Here is a 15,615-nt window from a genome sequence, read left to right as displayed (position 1 = left end):
TTTTAGTAGGCATTGACTTGATCGGAAAATTATCATATTATACCATACAATATGCGTTTTAGATGCTGAACAGCTTAATACCCTCTCTGATTCCTTCCTCTTTCAAACCGGACATAAGTAGTATTAGGAGATAGATATCTTATATTTCCTTTATAGCTACGATTGTCAAAATATACATTATCTTCATCCTCATCTCGATTTACGTGTTTTATGAAACCAAACCAAGATCCATCATCTTTGTGTATAATTTTCAGAATAGTTCCTTCGTAAATTATGTTATCTTCATCTTCTTCTTGTTCTACGACTGGAGTTTGAATAAACTTCTCACGAGCCACTCTAAGTAGCAAGTCAGTAAATTCCTCGCGATCTTTCATTCCGTAACGGCTTTTTCCTTGCCCAACCCATGATTTTTGAGTTATGTAAAATATTTCCCAAACTTTTTCTAATCTTTCCGTAAATTTATCTTCTTGTAAAATCTCAATGAGTTTTTTACAGTAATCCTCTATAGATTTTTGTTTTGTGAGCTTTGGAGGAAATTCTCCTATGGTCATCCTAAAAATTAAATAAAGATGAGCTTTATATGTTTTATATATTTCTTTAGATGTTTGATCTTTTTCCCCATTTCTAAAGTATTTCTCAAACCTATACCAAATAAGAGCCGAGACATAGTAAGGATATGGACTATGATCTTCTACAAAAATTTTTCTTGGTTCTTTTTGTCCCACATATTCTCTCAAGAGTGTTGATTCATGTCTGTGTCCATCATGAGGAGAATCAAGAAAAACACTAACAAATACCTGAGTCAAAGTTCTTAAGTTTACAATTTGATCCTTTTTGATGTGAGGATCGTTGCTATATTGTTTAGACCGTCTTTCATAATAAAGTTTTACATCGTTTTCAAATGCAAGAAAAAAAGGCTCTAATTTTTCTTTATGAAAAGATCGCGTCGTTTCAAAAGCTTCTTCCAAAACCTGATTTTGTTTATTAGTTCCTCTAACAATTTTATTTGAAATTTCGGGATTTTCGGTAGATATCAGTCGGATAAGAAGTTTGACTTTCTCAATCCTTGGGTTCTCTCTTTGGTTAAATAAGGAGTTACTTGTTTGGCAACCGTTAACAATTTGAGGATTAGTAATTTTTACTAGCTTACCCCGAGGATTTTGAAATTCTGTGCATACAATCGTAACTCCATTGTTGCAAAGCAAAAACATTTCGGGATTTTCGTTGATTGTAGTTTCGATTTCACTATTGACAGTCTTATTATCTCCTAAATAGTCACGAACGTTGTCATTAAATAGAGAGCGACGCAGTGAACCATCTTCTTTTGTGAGAATTTTCAAGAACTCTGACGCTTCACAAGTAAAAGCATCTGCTCTTTTGACATCTGTTTTACTGTCTACGATCATTGGAAAAATATCAATGACATTCATTTGAACGTCAAACTGATTTTTTAACTCTCGACAGAAATTCTTGAGCCGATCTCCTCCAACAATTTTTACTTCAACAGTTTCAAAGTTTTCTTTTTCTAGGTTTTTAAGTTCCTTTATTAGGAATTTTTTAGAGCCTAAAAAATTCTCATCTGTTGGTTCCGATCTTGCTGTACTAACATAATAAAGAATAAGACTTGGGATTTTATCAAGTTTTCTAATTACTTCCTCGTTAGAATAGATAAAATCCTTAATTTCCCGAAATTCTTTAATTCTAGAGTTCTGAGGTAGATAGGGATCATCTGAAAAAAAGACTTTTACTCCAGTTCCAAGTTTATTCAAGACTGTAACATCAAATTCCGATCGCATTTTCGATTGAATGAATAAAAATTCAATATTGATTCTTTTACTTTCCTGTGCAATGTCACTAATCTCATCAATGCTTTTAACTAATCTATCGTTAACCTTAATTCCTATTCCATCTATACCTGTATCATAGCCTGCACCAACACAAACAAAATCTAGTAATTCAGCATCTGCCGTAAAAATATCAGGATAATCAAGACTAAACAGAACATAATTAACAAATTTCTCAAAAGCAGCACCGTTTGTGGCAGGATCTGATTCAACAGTATTTAATTCAAAATTATTTTTAAAGTCATTGAAAAACGATTGAAGAATAATATCCATAATTGATAGTGTTTTTATTTGAGTTTAAGTATTCTAAAATAAAATATTATCAAAAAACTAAAGCTCTGTCAGCTCTAAAAATACCCAATTTGTTAGCAATTTTGTTGGCTAATCCACTGCGCTCTGTGTTAAAATGTTGGGAAATGCCAGGAATAGTTAGAAAAAGTTATAAAATGTTAGGTACAATACGGAAAATCACAACATCCACGATACTGCATGAATCTTAAGGAAGTGTTACAAATGGCTGACGAGATGGTATTTGCCAAAACTGGTCAACACCTCGATAACTTACAAGAGGCAATTCTGCGAGGAACCATGCAAGGTGAGAAATATACCAAAATTGCCGAGGATATTCACTTTAACGAGAGTTATCTTAGGCAAGTTGGATCGCAATTATGGCAGATACTTTCAGAAGAGTTGGGAGAAGATGTTAATAAAACGAATGTTCGATCGGCAATGGAGAGGTTGCAAGTCTCTTTATTCTCATCAAATGTGGCACAAGACTCTGTACAAATTAGGAATATTAATTTTTGTGGAGAAGCTAAATACCCGCCAGATATACCAAACTTACACCCACCAAATCAGGAAACATCTAATTCAAAACCAATTAAAACTCTACATCAAGATTTAAGCGAAATGCCGGAGTTGGGTAATTTCTACGATCGCACCCCCGAACTCCAAACCCTCACAACCTGGATTCTACAACAAAACTGCCGCCTCCTCACCCTCACCGGTATCAGCGGCATCGGCAAAACATCCCTAGCAGTACAACTCGTACAACAAATCAAAAACGAGTTTGAGTACGCAGTTTGGTACACACTAGACGAATTTCCCACCATCGATAAATTTCAATCTAACCTAACACAGCTTTTTTCCCAGTCAGAAAACCCAGATTCATCCCCAACAAACCAGAAACCCTTACCGCTGATTAAGTATTTGCAAAACCATCGCTGTTTAGTAGTCTTGGATGACGTTCACAACCTTTTTTCTAGCGGCGAATTCGCAGGAAAGTATAAACCAAAATACGAAGAATATCGCTCCCTATTCAAACAAATAGAAAAATTATCCCATCAAAGTTGCTTTCTGCTAATCGGTTGGGAACCGCCGAAAGAAGTGCCTCAACTCACAAGCGAAAATACTCCCATTCGGACTTTACAACTCACTGGCTTAGATACCGCAGCCGCACGGGAAATCCTCAGAGATAAAGGATTAACAGAAATTGATAACTGCGAAGCACTCATTCACCGCTACCAAGGCAATCCGTTATGGTTAAAAAGCGTGGCGACTTTGATTCAAGAGTTGGGTATCGGCGCGAATGACTTATTAATAGATGATACCATATTGTTACCCGAAGATTTGAAAGATGTTTTACACCAGCAGTACGATCGCACTTCCGAACTAGAAAAACAAGTCATGTCATTGTTGGCGACAAAAAACCAGCCAGTCAACTTTGCCAACTTGCTACAAAATGCACAAATATCATCATCCGATTTGCTAAACGCATTGCAATCTCTATCGCGGCGCTGCTTGATCGAAAAACAGGAAAGTCTTTACACTTTGCCACCTGTACTGAAGCAGTATATTAAAGGGTTGTAACGGAGATATGGCACCATTCTCGATAAATATTTTAGGAACAGGCAAGATGCCTGTTCCACAATAAAATTCATCTTTTGTGGAACGGGCATCTTGCCCGTTCTTGAGAATGGTGCGAGATTGTGGGTTTTAGGCAATTATTGTTGGTGAACCCGCCCCAACAAATTTTTGACAGAGGGTAAGATTTCAGTTATACCCAATCCGGCTTAAATACCTCCTTTATTTCTTAGTCTGCGGAGGCAGACTTTGTGTGACAAGAAGCGGTTTCAACCGCCCCATCATAAAGAGTGGTGACTGTGCTATCATAGAATACAAAACTTATTGAGTCGAGTTATATGACCACAATAACTACAGTCACAACAGCCTCAAAACTCGCTGATTACTACATCTGGTTCGCGAATGATGTAGGCTCCTATCTCAGCAACCACAAGCTACAAAAACTATTGTACTACGCCCAAGCATGGTATTTAGCATTTGAGGATACACCGCTGTTTGATGAAGATTTTGAAGCTTGGGTGCACGGGCCGACTATCCCGGCTTTATTTTACGAATACAAAGAACAATTTGACTGGAAGCCAATTCTGAAAGAAGTCGAAAAACCAGAATTTCCCGAAGAAGTACAAGAGTTTTTAGACGAGTTAGCTGACGATTACCTCTTTCGGGATGCCTATGAGTTAGAATTGATGGTGCGCCGTGAAGATCCTTGGATTAATGCTAGAGGTGAGTTGCCAAAAGATGAACCTTCTCATGCTATTATTACGAAGGAATCAATGAGAAAATTTTACAAAACCCGTGTCATCGAAGAAGCATAAAAAAAGACAAGATACAGAGATTCGTAGTCAACCATCTTCACCAAAGAGAGAGGTTGTCAATATCCAAATTCCCGAAGGAATTAGTTTTTCTTTCAGGTATTACCAGGATGATAAAGATAAGTTTTCAATTGGTGGTAGAGACGCTAAGTATCTAGCGTCTCTACTGAGACGGCTGCGCGATTTGTCACAATTGAATGCTCAAGAGGTTATCAATAATCAGAGTAAAAGTCTGCGCTGTCATAGCATAGTTTGGAAAAATACTACTGAACCTAATGGCTTTGGCATTCCCAATGAAGATATCCTAATAAATGTTCCCTACCAGTTTCAAATATCTGCTAATGAATACGGCAGGGTGCATGGCTTTTTTAGTGAAAATGTTTTTTATATTGTCTGGCTAGATCCAGACCACAATCTTTATAGTTGAAATTATAATAAATTTTGAAAAAAACACAATATTCCAGATTCCCGACAACTTCGGCGAAGTTTGAAATCTAAAAAAAGAGCGTTACTCATCAGTCATTTTCAGGACTTACGCATCAAAGCCAAAGAAACCGGGTTTTTCATCGAATCTGTGGCTGCGACAAAATATTCTCGCAAAAAACCCGGTTTCTGAACCCCATGCGTAAGTCCTAATTTTAAGAAAGTTTTGCATAGAGAGCTGAAATAAAATTAACGCTTAAAAAGCCTACTCCTAGTACGAGAATGATAAAGATGGCGATACTGAAAATAGACTTTAGCCGATCGCCAATTCCGGGTTTTTCTGAGTTCATTGGTCAATTTTTGCAGTAAATTTGAGAGGGGCAATTGAGAAAGAGTAGATTATACCAATGGGCGAACAAAAATGCAACTCCCGACAACCTCCAAACGACGATCGCCCTGAGTAGGTCGCATTTTTTAACTTTTAATCTAAAATCTAAAATCTAAAATAGTCTTAGGCATTTTTCGGTGAGCCCGGACAGCCCGAAGTCGATCGCCCGAACCCGATCGCGCTAACTCCTGTAAAATAGAGGGCGCGTGGGGGCGAACCTTTTAACAGCCGGAATTGGGCGCGATCGCCACAGGCTCCCAAATACATAATAATATGGCAGTCATCCTTAACTTACTCACAAAGGTAAAAATAGAAGAGTGCCAAGAAATAATCTAAAACATATAACTGAAAAAAGGATAGAAATCGATGCTCCACCCAGTCTCGCAACCTTACCCACAACGAGCAAATACTATGACCCAAAGAGCCGTGCGGAAGCCAAAACCCTCTGTTGCAAACCACTTGAGACCAAGTTTTCCTCAAAGGCACTGGCTGGAGCTGGCAGAGTACGCCTCTCTGGCGGCCTCTGGTGTGGGTTCCCTGGCGGTGGCAGTGTCGGGTCAAGCTTTTTACGGGGTTGCTCCCCTAACTTTGGCTTTGTCGCTGAATGTTGCTAACCGGTATCGGTTCGAGCAGCAAGTGCGGGTGCATCAAAATTCGGAAATGGCCCAAGTCCAAAAGTCTGTCAATAAAGTCGAAAAAACGGCCGTGACGGTAATTGTTAAATTACGCAAGCAGTTGTCTGCAGATATTGCAGCGCTGCGCCAGCAAATGGCTGCACTACCTAGGCATGAGGCTGTTGAGGATTCTATCGATATTCAGCGGCAGTTGCTGAGTTTAGGAGAGTCGGTAGCTTCTTTGCAAGAAATCGTGGCCTCTGCTGTGCTCGATGTCCGCCAGCAGGTGAGCGAACAAGTGCAAGATTTATCGGTTGGCCAACGGGCGAATCTCCAAGCTGTGGAACAGGCTATAGAGCAACTGCAAAGTGCGACGCAAGGCTTGGCAGAAACTTCTATCACCAGAGACGACTGGGAAGTAGTAAATACTAGATTTTTGGAAATCCAGAAAGTCATGGCCAATTTGCAAAGCCAACTGCAAGCTCCCGCACACCAATCGAGTGCGGATTTGTCGATTGTCCAAGCTCAAATCCACCGTTTGGAACACGAGCAGCAAGAAGTTGTCAAACCTCACCTCAAGCGCTTAATCTCAGTTGTCAAGGAGTTGCAGCACACACCAGAGAACCGTCAGTAGTCATTAGTCAGCAGTCATTAGTCATCAGTCAGAAGGAATACTTTTGCCCTCGGACACGCTCGACACTCTCCGACTCTCCGACTCACGCCCGATCGAGTCCTACTTTTTCGACAACTGTGTTAAAAGATTAAAAGCTAATCTGTCTAGTTCAACTGTTTTCAACCTGTTACAAGAAAATTAAATGACTGCAACCGTAACTATTGCTGATAACCCGTTACTAATCGGTCAAGGATTGCCGACCTTTGACGCGATCGAACCACAACACGTAGTCCCCGCCATCACCCAACTGCTGACCGAACTAGAAGCCTCGCTAGCTGCCTTAGAAGCCTCTGTAGAGCCGACTTGGAGCGGCTTAGTAGAACCATTGCAGCGACTCGGAGAGCGTTTAAATTGGAGCTGGAGCATTGTCGGACATTTGATGGGCGTGAAAAATAGCCCGGAACTGCGATCGGCTCACGAAACAGTGCAGCCGGAAGTAGTAAAATTTTGGAGCAAGCTCAGTCAAAGCAAACCGCTTTATGAAGCTTTTAAAGCACTGCGGGCTAGCGAAAATTGGGACAGGTTAGAGTCAGCTCAAAAGCGAATTGTCGAAGCCGCTCTCCGAGACGCCCAACTCTCCGGCGTCGGTTTAGAAGGCGAGCAAAAAGAGCGTTTTAATGCCATTCAATTAGAATTGGCCGAAATTACTACCCAATTTTCTAATCACGTCCTCGACGCTACCAAAGCATTCAGCATCACCCTCACAAACAAAGATGAAATTGACGGTTTGCCGCCGAGTTTGTTGAGTTTAGCCGCTCAAGCCGCTCGCAGCGCTGGCGAAGAAAATGCGGATGCCGAAAACGGCCCTTGGCGGATTACTTTAGACTTTCCGAGTTACGGCCCTTTCATGCAGCACAGCACCCGCGGCGACTTGCGCGAAAAGTTGTACAAAGCTTTTATCGGCAGAGCAAGTAGCGGAGAATTGAATAACTGGCCGTTAACCGATCGCATTTTAGCTTTGCGCCAGGAAAAAGCTGCTTTGCTGGGGTTTAGTAGTTATGCCGAATTGAGTCTGGCGAGCAAAATGGCTCCCGACGTTACAGCAGTGGAAGCTTTGTTAGAAGAATTGCGTCAGGCTAGTTATGATGCTGCTGTCAAAGATTTAGAAGAATTGAAAGCTTTTGCTGCCGAAAAAGGCGCGGCGGAATCTGGCGATTTAAAGCACTGGGATGTAGGTTTTTGGTCGGAACGGCGCCGGGAAGAAAAGTTTGCTTTTAGTGCCGAAGAATTGCGACCTTATTTTGCTTTGCCACAGGTATTAGAGGGGTTATTTGGATTAGTAAAGCGGCTATTTGGCGTGACAGTAACTGCGGCGGACGGTCAAACTCCTGTGTGGCACAAAGATGTGCGCTATTTCCAAATAGATGATGAAGCAGGAAATACGATCGCCAATTTCTATTTAGACCCCTACAGCCGCCCCGAAGAAAAGCGCGGCGGTGCTTGGATGGACGAGTGCGTGGTGCGCGCTAAATTTGTCGAAGCAGGAAAAACAACCACGCGGTTGCCGGTGGCTTATTTGGTGTGCAACCAAAGTCCTCCGGTTGACGGCAAACCGAGTTTAATGACTTTCTTGGAAGTCGAAACTTTGTTTCACGAATTCGGTCACGGTTTGCAGCATATGCTGACAACGGTAGACTATCCGGGGGCTTCTGGCATCAATAATGTTGAGTGGGATGCGGTGGAATTGCCCAGTCAATTTATGGAAAATTGGTGTTACGATCGCGCGACTTTGCTCGGGATGGCAAAGCATTACGAAACCGGGGAAACTTTGCCGGAACACTACTACCAAAAACTGCTAGCAGCGCGCCACTACATGAGTGGCACCGTCATGCTCAGGCAAGTACATTTTAGCAGCGTTGATATTGAATTGCACCACCGCTATCGATCGGGCGGCAGCGAAACTGTGGCCGATGTCCGCAACCGTATCGCTAAAACTACGACTGTTTTGCCTCCTCTGGAAGAAGACGCATTTTTGTGCGCTTTCGGACATATTTTTGCGGGCGGCTATGCGGCGGGATATTACAGTTACAAATGGGCTGAAGTGCTCAGCGCTGATGCTTTTGCGGCGTTTGAGGAAGCGGGTTTGGAAGATGAAAGTGCGATCGCCTCTACAGGTAAGCGCTTCCGAGATACAGTATTAGGATTGGGCGGCAGTTTGCACCCGATGGAAGTGTTTAAAACTTTCCGGGGACGCGAACCGAGCACTAAAGCTTTGTTGAGACACAGCGGTTTAGTTGCTGCTTAATCTGGCTTAATCTAATCTGGAATAATTGGGGATTAATGCGGGTGAATTTCTTTGCATTAATCCCTGTTTTTTTGTTGAAGAAGATTTGGGCATATCCTGTATGTTTAGGGTGTTTATACAGCATATTCCATGTATATGTAGTACACACTATCTTGTAGTAAATAAGGTGCGGATACACCCATCAATCTGCAAGTTCTATTTAAAAGGTCGATAAAACTTACAGATTGACGGGTGTATCCGCACCAAACAGCAGGCGATCGCTCTTCTTGTGTGTACCACATCTACATGGAATATGCTGTATCTCAAATGAGTTCAAAAGAACCACTCTTGACACGATGATCCTTTATATCTTGCCCTTAAAGTCAAGTACAATTTATCCCAAATTAGATGAGCTTACCCTGCTGTTTCAACCCCCATACAGTCCGGAAGTAAACCCCATAGAATGACTGTCGGGCTACGTAAAAAAACATTGAAATGGTTGAGATTTGACCAAATAGAAGAGTTGAGAGCAGCGGAGAAAAAATAGTTAAATAAGTTGACGTTGGAAGTTATTGCTTCTTTGAGGGGATGGAAATTTATTTGATAGGATATCTCTGTAGCAGGACTTTAGGAAATTGGTAAGCAGTCGCGCATTTAAATTGTATATTCAGGGCGGGCAGGACGCCCATCCCACAAGACTTTGATTTTTTTTGACCTACAATTTAAAGGCCGCAACAGCTTATAAGTCGGCGCTTTAAAACGCCACTATGTAAACGATGTAAAATGTCTAAATGATCTCTACTGGCTAACTTAAGCCTATTTACATACTGTTACAGTATTCGGTTTAATCCCGCCTACCTACTTAAAACCCCTGTTAGTTTTGCCAGTTCCGGTGGAAAGGAAAATGAGTTGGTCGCTCCATTGTTTATAGTTGCTGTGGGATCTGATAGTTGCCAAGAAAATGTAACCCACTAAAGAATACTTGATAACCTATGGAACAAGTGCGATCGCCCAGTCGAGTTGGATGCTATTAAGTTTGAGAAAAACATCTAAATCTAATGACGATCGCTCGCCTCAACCATTGCCTTTACAAAACCTCCGATTTCCGTGGCTACCTTAATGAAACCTGTCTCAATCATAGGCAGAAGGATTCTTAAGGCAGTTGACTGTACGCCAAAACCATATCGGGAGCATCACATACTTGACTTTCGGTGACTGGATTAGGCCGCGTTGAGTAGGCAATAGCGTGCATATGTTTTACGCGAGCTTGAAAAGTCTTCTCAAATGTGTGCTGTTGAGCAAACTTGAGGGACTTGAACGACATCGATTTAATTTCTTCCCGGTTGTGGCTGAGTTCTGCAATTTTCTTCGCCATCTGTTTAGGCTGATTCATTGGCACAACCCATCCCGTCTCCGACATTTCTGCAATTCCCTCGAATGCTTCGTTAGCATAGCCAACAATCGGCACGCCAGCAGCCATAGTTTCTATGTAAGTACAAGAAGGATCGCCCTGCCGGTGACAGCAAACAAACAAATCAATATTGTTCTTCACAAAGGGGAAGAAATCTGTTTTAAAGTCAGGCACTCCAAGCATTTTTACACAATCATTAAGTTGATTGGCCGCTATTTGCTGGTGCATCATCTCTTCTAATTCACCAATACCACTGATGAACATTTCAAATTTCACCTTCAGTTGTTTGAGTTCTTTAGCGACCTCAAGTAAATGATCTGCTCCTTTCATCTTAATTAGGCGACCTGAGAATACTAGCCGCAGAGGCATATCTGGAGAGCGGTTTTCAGTGCGCCGTTCAATATCAGCTTCTGTTGCTAACATATCCTCGCTAATCCGCGTGTCAAAGAAAAACTGTGGATTGCGATTGATATGCTTGTATTCTTGGTAAGTAGGGGTGCCGTTGCACTGCAATCCATCTGCCATTGCGATTGCCTTGCGCTGCTTATATTCCTGAATGTAAGTCCAAATAATTCTTCGCAAACGGAGCAAGGGATTGCTCGTACTCACATTCACGATTTGTTTGCGAGTTTTCAGACTGTATTCGGAAACGTAAATACACGGTACTCCCGCTATTTTACACACTTTACTGATATGGTTCTGTCTGTATTCCGGGGCTGCCAATACCAGCGAACTCTGATGCTGATGTAGTAAAGCTGGGGTGATTTTGTCAAAAGAAATTATTTCCAGTTTGAATGGCAATTCATCAAGTTTGAATATTTTTGAATCTATCTGGTCGTTGTCTTTTTTCGTTTCTTCCATCATCACCGTAATAGATCCCGACCAATACTCGGCTAACTCACCAACTGCTTCAATCAATTTGCGGGTGAGTAAAACTTCACCGTTTGGCAAAAGCTTTACTTTGAGTGGCTGTACGATAGTCAGATTGTTGTTAGTAAGCATAGGTTAGGGACTCCCTGATTGTAAGTTTTTACGGTTGATGCGGTAGTGAATCTTTGCTGTTCTTGGCAAGGGCTGTTTATCAATATAACAGACATTTACCGAATTTTAATTTCGCCGCCTGATACGAGAAGCATTTCAGACTCGGTTTCGGAGATATCTAATACTTAAGATTGATTCAGCAACTGGATTAGACCTTTATTATTTAATGGGAGGTCTGTTTGATATGTAGCAATCATCTGCGATCTACGTATAAGTGTCAATAATCTTTTCCGAGCTTTACTAAATCTTTATAGTTTAGGGGTAAATTATAAAGAAAAGTGCAATTTTAGGGTGAATTTGGTTAAAGCAATGGCTGTTCTAAGTATTTTTACTTAAGTAAAATCATCTAACTAGCAAGAATGAGCGCGAGTTGCGAATACGGCGATCTCAATGCTTTAAGTAAGTCGATGGGAAAAAACGCCCCTAGGTAAACGAGGGCAAAGTCTCCAAATGCTCTCTAATGGCTGACTTAAACCTGTTTACATGGTGTTACATTATGCGGTTTAAGCAGGTCTACGTAATGAAACCATAGATTTATAACAAATTTATTATAAACTTTACATAAATATATATCTTGTAATATAATAATATTTTTTGACAATTACCCTGGCGAAGTAGAAGGAGTAAAAAAAATTTTTACCCCTTCTGTCTTCGCTAATGCGAAGCCTTGATGCTGAACTTTTCTTTTATAAACCGGATATAAAGGTGCTTGAAAGCCGACTTCACCACGCGGGGCATACCAAAGTCGATCGCCATCATGCTTTCGGGCAACTTCCAATCCAAAACCTTGAGATTTTCCGGCTGCAAAAGCGGAAAATCAATCGCCTCTAAATTCGAGCAAAGCCCCAATCTCATCGCCGCAGCTACAGTGGGAACCGCCTCCGGATCGGCATTAATAATTTCCACTAAAGTTCTGTCCAAAGCAAACACATCATCAGAGGCGGCCAAAATTCCCAAAAACTTAGGTTCGCCGCCACTTGGCCCGTTACCTTCGTGACCGATAATTCCATCCAAAATCGTCAAATTTGGGTTAATTGCCCGAGCAGTTTCTACCAGCATTTCACCGAATCTGGCGCTATCTTTGCCAGCTTCCATGTGCCACCAAGCCTTCATTTTGCCGGGAACGCAGCCGAACAAATTTTTCACGCCCATTGTCACCGTTAATTGAACGTGAGATTTGAGTTTGGGCAAATTAATCACTACATCCGCTTCCATTGCTTCTTTGCAAATTCGCAGATGATTGAAATCTTTGCTGACTGTTTCGTAGCGTTTTCCTTGAAACTCAACAACTGGCAAATTCAGTTCTTCCAACAGAGGCAAATAACCATTAGCTTTTGCCACACCCATCGCGCTACCAAAAGCCGGACTATCGCCTAAAAAGGGTTTTCCTCCCGCCTCAATGACCATTTTAGCGACGCAGTAAACCAATTCTGGGCGGGTGACACATTCTTTTGTAGGGCGAGAACCGGTGAGGAGATTGGGTTTGAGTAAAACCCGATCGCCCGATTTGACAAAAGCCGAGATTCCGCCCAAGGGTGCGAGCAAACTTTCTAAAGATGTTTGTAAAATTTGGCGATCGTAGGAATTGGCCTGAATTAAGCTAACAGCAGACATAATTATGAATTCCTTGGTAATTGGTTATCGATCTGGAATAATATACCTCTTGCAAAAAAGATATATGTTATCATCACAGGTGTTAAATTGAATCCCCTAGAGCCAACTCATAATTGTAAATTGCTGACAACAAATTACAAAGCAGACCATAACGGCGACGACCATTCTGATAACGACTCGACAATATTTTAAAAAATTTGAGACTTCGATTAACCTGTTCAATTCCCTATTCGCTCCTGTGCTAAAACTCTATTGTAGTCTTTTTCTCAAAGATACAGTTTCCCCTTTTTAGGTTGATTTTTAGGGAGATAACTATTGGTGCGCTCATCCTTTATCCCTTGATAGCCACTATCTTGTAAGCTATTTGTTTCGGCATGAAAATAAATTTTATTTTTTAGTCAAATTAAAATCGTGGTAATGCTCCGAGCCAAAAGCAGTGAGGAGTTGGGATTCAATCAACTAAAGCAAACATTTTCATTATATCATAAAAATCTTTTGCAAGAGGTCTAATAGGGACTTCTCCAGTGCGCTTTTGAGGAGATATCGCAGGAGTCACCCATTTTTTTGCACCTTCCAAAAATAAATCATATCAAATCCTTGATAGCAAAGGATTTGATATGAAGCGAATTCTATTAGCCAGGATTGGGTATAGCGCGGTTTCTACAATTTGTCGATCGACCTTTTGGCTTTATCTGCCAGATTTTTCACCGCATTTTTAGCATCTTCTGCAGCGTGGCGGGCAGCAGCTTCCGCTTGTTTGGCTTTACCTTCAACCTGGTCTTTTCTGTTTCCCGTGATATTGCCGAAAATTTCCTGAGCTTTGCCTTCTAAATTTTTGCCGATCGCCTTAGCTCTGTCTTCTGTACTCATGATAAGCTCCGTTTGGCAAGTTGCTATAGTAACATTGTAAAATTAACTCACCTGCAATTGCCTTTAACTTCATATTAATTTATATTCTGCTTGACCTCGGTCTTCTGCTGATGATTTACTTGCGGCAAACTCGTCACTAAAAAAGCCAAGAATTTTTTTTGACCACTGTATAAGTCGGCAAAATTCGTCCTCAAAAACTATTTCAAACTCGCCGCAGCAACTTTAATCGGTTCCAGTAATTCTAACGGCAAATGCAGCATATTCAATTGGGTGCTATCTGCGGCTTTCCTTTCTGGATCTGGGCCGTGATAATCGCTACCACCAGTTGCCAGCAAACCGTAATGAAGACACAAATCTTTTAACTTTTGGATTTGGCTAGAACTGTGGGTGGGATGGTATACTTCAACTCCCATTAAACCCGCATCTACTAATTCTTGTAAAACTTCTTCAACACCGCCGCCGCGAAATAAATAAGGGTGAGCCCAAACTGGTACTGCGCCGCAACTCTTCAGTAAATCAATGCCTTCGACGATCGAGAATTTCTCGTAATGCACATAAGCCGGGCCGTCATCTCCCAGCCAGCGATCGAATGCTTCCCGCGATGATTTGGCGTGACCGGCTTTTACAAGTGCAGAGGCAATGTGAGGCCTTCCCGGTGCCATTCCTGGCGATGTTTTTGGCAGTTCGATCGCGTATCCCATTGCTGCTAATTTTTCGACCATTTCCTGCGATCGACGAAACCTTCCTTCCAGGCGATCGTTCAAAGGAACTCGCAACTTATTTGCATCAGGATAAAAACCTAAAATGTGCAGCGATCGGCCGTTGTGAACTGTACTGAGTTCGAGTCCGGGGACTATTTCAATACCGTGCAAAGCAGCAGCAGCGAAGGCTTCATCCCAACCCGACATCGTATCGTGATCGGTGACGGCCAAAGCGCGAACCCCCGAAGACACGGCCGCGGCTACGAGTTCGGCAGGGGTGAGAGTGCCGTCGGAATAAGTTGTGTGACAGTGGAGTTCTAGCATTTTTTCTGGTAAGTTAAAGTCTGCGAAATCGGCAATTATTCCCCTCACTCATGCCACATATATCGTCATACTATTTTAGATTTTAGATTTTAGATTTTAGATTGGGCATGAGTGACAATATAAGGGTTGGGAGCTTGTCTACTGTTGCATTTTTTTTCGTAACTGGTTTCACAACCAGCAACATTTTTTTTATGTTTATCGTTATTTGTATTTGTAATAACTTCTTGCGCCTTTAATGGGTACACATTTATGCTTATTCAAACTCGGCATGACATGGGTTTCAGCCCGCCTTTGCAGTTTAATTTAGATGCAGAACAGCTTAGCTATTTCTTGATTTCTCGCATTGGGTAAAGCACACCCTCTGGCAATTTGGGAGGAACCGGCGATATTTCAATACTTTGTATGTTGTGAACAGGGATAACTACCAGTTTATCTGCCAATTCGAGAATTATCGGGTCTGCTGTCAACATTTTGTGCAGGCGAGTCCCTAAAGTTGCTTGCTCTCCTACTGTTCCCTCTGGCGCAATGAACTGGAAGTGTTGCTGTTTGCCGTTGGTATAGTGGATTGTCAGATTAATAATTCCTTCTTGGTTGGTTGCTTGCATAATTTTTTTTCCCTAACAGTCGATCGGGACTTCGCAAAATTAACAATAAATCAAAACTGGCGATCGCACCACGATTGGAAAGCTCGTTGGAAAGCTTTTGAGCAAACCAGGGTGTCGGTACGAAAGTCCGGTTATACCAATTTAATATGAAGCTGCATAGAATAAAGCTTCAAGAATGAAAGTGTAAGAAGATAGTGAACTGATTTCT

General features: G+C 41.6%; 15 protein-coding genes and 1 pseudogene. 5 read left to right on the top strand and 11 right to left on the bottom strand.

The window, feature by feature from the left end:
- Window positions 1-74 precede the first annotated feature (74 nt).
- The gene (locus tag QUB20_RS26130; protein WP_333250641.1) at window positions 75-2,117 is read right to left on the bottom strand and encodes an AIPR family protein; all 2,043 of its coding nucleotides are present in this window, start codon (window positions 2,115-2,117) and stop codon (window positions 75-77) included.
- Window positions 2,118-2,333: 216 nt separating this feature from the next.
- Here QUB20_RS26130 and QUB20_RS26125 point away from each other — a divergent pair, with 216 nt between their 5' ends.
- Window positions 2,334-3,713 (top strand): ATP-binding protein, encoded by a 1,380-nt coding sequence (locus tag QUB20_RS26125; RefSeq protein ID WP_333250643.1) that lies wholly within the window; start codon window positions 2,334-2,336, stop codon window positions 3,711-3,713.
- Here the strand turns inward: QUB20_RS26125 and QUB20_RS26120 are convergent.
- The gene (locus tag QUB20_RS26120) at window positions 3,668-3,802 is read right to left on the bottom strand and encodes a hypothetical protein (protein ID WP_333291759.1); all 135 of its coding nucleotides are present in this window, start codon (window positions 3,800-3,802) and stop codon (window positions 3,668-3,670) included. The genes QUB20_RS26125 and QUB20_RS26120 overlap by 46 nt on opposite strands.
- A gap of 243 nt (window positions 3,803-4,045) precedes the next feature.
- Here QUB20_RS26120 and QUB20_RS26115 point away from each other — a divergent pair, with 243 nt between their 5' ends.
- Window positions 4,046-4,522, top strand: coding sequence for a type II toxin-antitoxin system antitoxin SocA domain-containing protein (locus QUB20_RS26115; RefSeq protein ID WP_333155626.1), 477 nt, complete (start codon window positions 4,046-4,048; stop codon window positions 4,520-4,522).
- A complete protein-coding gene (locus tag QUB20_RS26110; protein ID WP_333155625.1) occupies window positions 4,503-4,946 on the top strand; it encodes a hypothetical protein in 444 nt (147 codons plus the stop codon). Before QUB20_RS26115 ends, QUB20_RS26110 begins: the two co-directional genes overlap by 20 nt.
- 211 nt (window positions 4,947-5,157) lie before the next feature.
- On the opposite strand, the gene QUB20_RS26105 is transcribed toward QUB20_RS26110, so the two are convergent.
- Window positions 5,158-5,292 carry a hypothetical protein gene (locus QUB20_RS26105; protein WP_333250645.1) on the bottom strand — a complete coding sequence of 45 codons (135 nt, stop codon included), beginning with the start codon at window positions 5,290-5,292 and terminating at the stop codon, window positions 5,158-5,160.
- Between the two features lie 161 nt (window positions 5,293-5,453).
- Window positions 5,454-5,597 (bottom strand): hypothetical protein, encoded by a 144-nt coding sequence (locus tag QUB20_RS26100; RefSeq protein WP_333250647.1) that lies wholly within the window; start codon window positions 5,595-5,597, stop codon window positions 5,454-5,456.
- 144 nt (window positions 5,598-5,741) lie between these two features.
- On the opposite strand from QUB20_RS26100, the gene QUB20_RS26095 reads away from it, so the two are divergent.
- Both QUB20_RS26095 and QUB20_RS26090 read left to right on the top strand, forming a co-directional pair.
- Window positions 5,742-6,578 carry a hypothetical protein gene (locus QUB20_RS26095; protein WP_333250649.1) on the top strand — a complete coding sequence of 279 codons (837 nt, stop codon included), beginning with the start codon at window positions 5,742-5,744 and terminating at the stop codon, window positions 6,576-6,578.
- A 181-nt stretch (window positions 6,579-6,759) separates the two neighbouring features.
- A complete protein-coding gene (locus QUB20_RS26090; protein WP_333250651.1) occupies window positions 6,760-8,862 on the top strand; it encodes a M3 family metallopeptidase in 2,103 nt (700 codons plus the stop codon).
- A gap of 113 nt (window positions 8,863-8,975) precedes the next feature.
- Here the strand turns inward: QUB20_RS26090 and QUB20_RS26085 are convergent, their stop codons facing one another.
- From QUB20_RS26085 to QUB20_RS26060, 7 genes and pseudogenes are all read right to left on the bottom strand, one after another.
- Window positions 8,976-9,143 (bottom strand): hypothetical protein, encoded by a 168-nt coding sequence (locus QUB20_RS26085; protein WP_333055927.1) that lies wholly within the window; start codon window positions 9,141-9,143, stop codon window positions 8,976-8,978.
- An 851-nt stretch (window positions 9,144-9,994) separates the two neighbouring features.
- Complete coding sequence (locus QUB20_RS26080) at window positions 9,995-11,254, bottom strand: glycosyltransferase (RefSeq protein WP_333055928.1); 1,260 nt, start codon at window positions 11,252-11,254, stop codon at window positions 9,995-9,997.
- 693 nt (window positions 11,255-11,947) lie between these two features.
- Window positions 11,948-12,907: a DUF362 domain-containing protein gene (locus tag QUB20_RS26075; protein ID WP_333055929.1), complete on the bottom strand. Its 960-nt coding sequence runs from the start codon at window positions 12,905-12,907 to the stop codon at window positions 11,948-11,950.
- Between the two features lie 82 nt (window positions 12,908-12,989).
- Window positions 12,990-13,351, bottom strand: a pseudogene (locus tag QUB20_RS28790) (transposase family protein); the annotation flags it as partial.
- A 216-nt stretch (window positions 13,352-13,567) separates the two neighbouring features.
- A complete protein-coding gene (locus QUB20_RS26070) occupies window positions 13,568-13,777 on the bottom strand; it encodes a CsbD family protein (RefSeq protein WP_006632574.1) in 210 nt (69 codons plus the stop codon).
- Between the two features lie 197 nt (window positions 13,778-13,974).
- Window positions 13,975-14,802 carry a PHP domain-containing protein gene (locus QUB20_RS26065; RefSeq protein WP_333250654.1) on the bottom strand — a complete coding sequence of 276 codons (828 nt, stop codon included), beginning with the start codon at window positions 14,800-14,802 and terminating at the stop codon, window positions 13,975-13,977.
- A gap of 323 nt (window positions 14,803-15,125) precedes the next feature.
- On the bottom strand, window positions 15,126-15,407 hold the full coding sequence (locus QUB20_RS26060; protein ID WP_333082156.1) for a hypothetical protein: 282 nt from the start codon (window positions 15,405-15,407) through the stop codon (window positions 15,126-15,128).
- Window positions 15,408-15,615 lie beyond the last annotated feature (208 nt).

The sequence above is a fragment of the Microcoleus sp. B4-C2 genome, assembly GCF_036705265.1.
Taxonomy (GTDB): domain Bacteria; phylum Cyanobacteriota; class Cyanobacteriia; order Cyanobacteriales; family Microcoleaceae; genus Microcoleus.
This window is presented reverse-complemented; position numbering and strand designations above follow the sequence as displayed.

Coding starts and splice junctions, on each gene's coding strand:
- QUB20_RS26130 (WP_333250641.1), bottom strand. CDS start 2,117: ATGGATATTATTCTTCAATCGTTTTTCAATGACTTTAAAAATAATTTT.
- QUB20_RS26125 (WP_333250643.1), top strand. CDS start 2,334: ATGAATCTTAAGGAAGTGTTACAAATGGCTGACGAGATGGTATTTGCC.
- QUB20_RS26120 (WP_333291759.1), bottom strand. CDS start 3,802: ATGCCCGTTCCACAAAAGATGAATTTTATTGTGGAACAGGCATCTTGC.
- QUB20_RS26115 (WP_333155626.1), top strand. CDS start 4,046: ATGACCACAATAACTACAGTCACAACAGCCTCAAAACTCGCTGATTAC.
- QUB20_RS26105 (WP_333250645.1), bottom strand. CDS start 5,292: ATGAACTCAGAAAAACCCGGAATTGGCGATCGGCTAAAGTCTATTTTC.
- QUB20_RS26100 (WP_333250647.1), bottom strand. CDS start 5,597: ATGTATTTGGGAGCCTGTGGCGATCGCGCCCAATTCCGGCTGTTAAAA.
- QUB20_RS26095 (WP_333250649.1), top strand. CDS start 5,742: ATGACCCAAAGAGCCGTGCGGAAGCCAAAACCCTCTGTTGCAAACCAC.
- QUB20_RS26090 (WP_333250651.1), top strand. CDS start 6,760: ATGACTGCAACCGTAACTATTGCTGATAACCCGTTACTAATCGGTCAA.
- QUB20_RS26085 (WP_333055927.1), bottom strand. CDS start 9,143: ATGTGGTACACACAAGAAGAGCGATCGCCTGCTGTTTGGTGCGGATAC.
- QUB20_RS26080 (WP_333055928.1), bottom strand. CDS start 11,254: ATGCTTACTAACAACAATCTGACTATCGTACAGCCACTCAAAGTAAAG.
- QUB20_RS26075 (WP_333055929.1), bottom strand. CDS start 12,907: ATGTCTGCTGTTAGCTTAATTCAGGCCAATTCCTACGATCGCCAAATT.
- QUB20_RS26070 (WP_006632574.1), bottom strand. CDS start 13,777: ATGAGTACAGAAGACAGAGCTAAGGCGATCGGCAAAAATTTAGAAGGC.
- QUB20_RS26065 (WP_333250654.1), bottom strand. CDS start 14,802: ATGCTAGAACTCCACTGTCACACAACTTATTCCGACGGCACTCTCACC.
- QUB20_RS26060 (WP_333082156.1), bottom strand. CDS start 15,407: ATGCAAGCAACCAACCAAGAAGGAATTATTAATCTGACAATCCACTAT.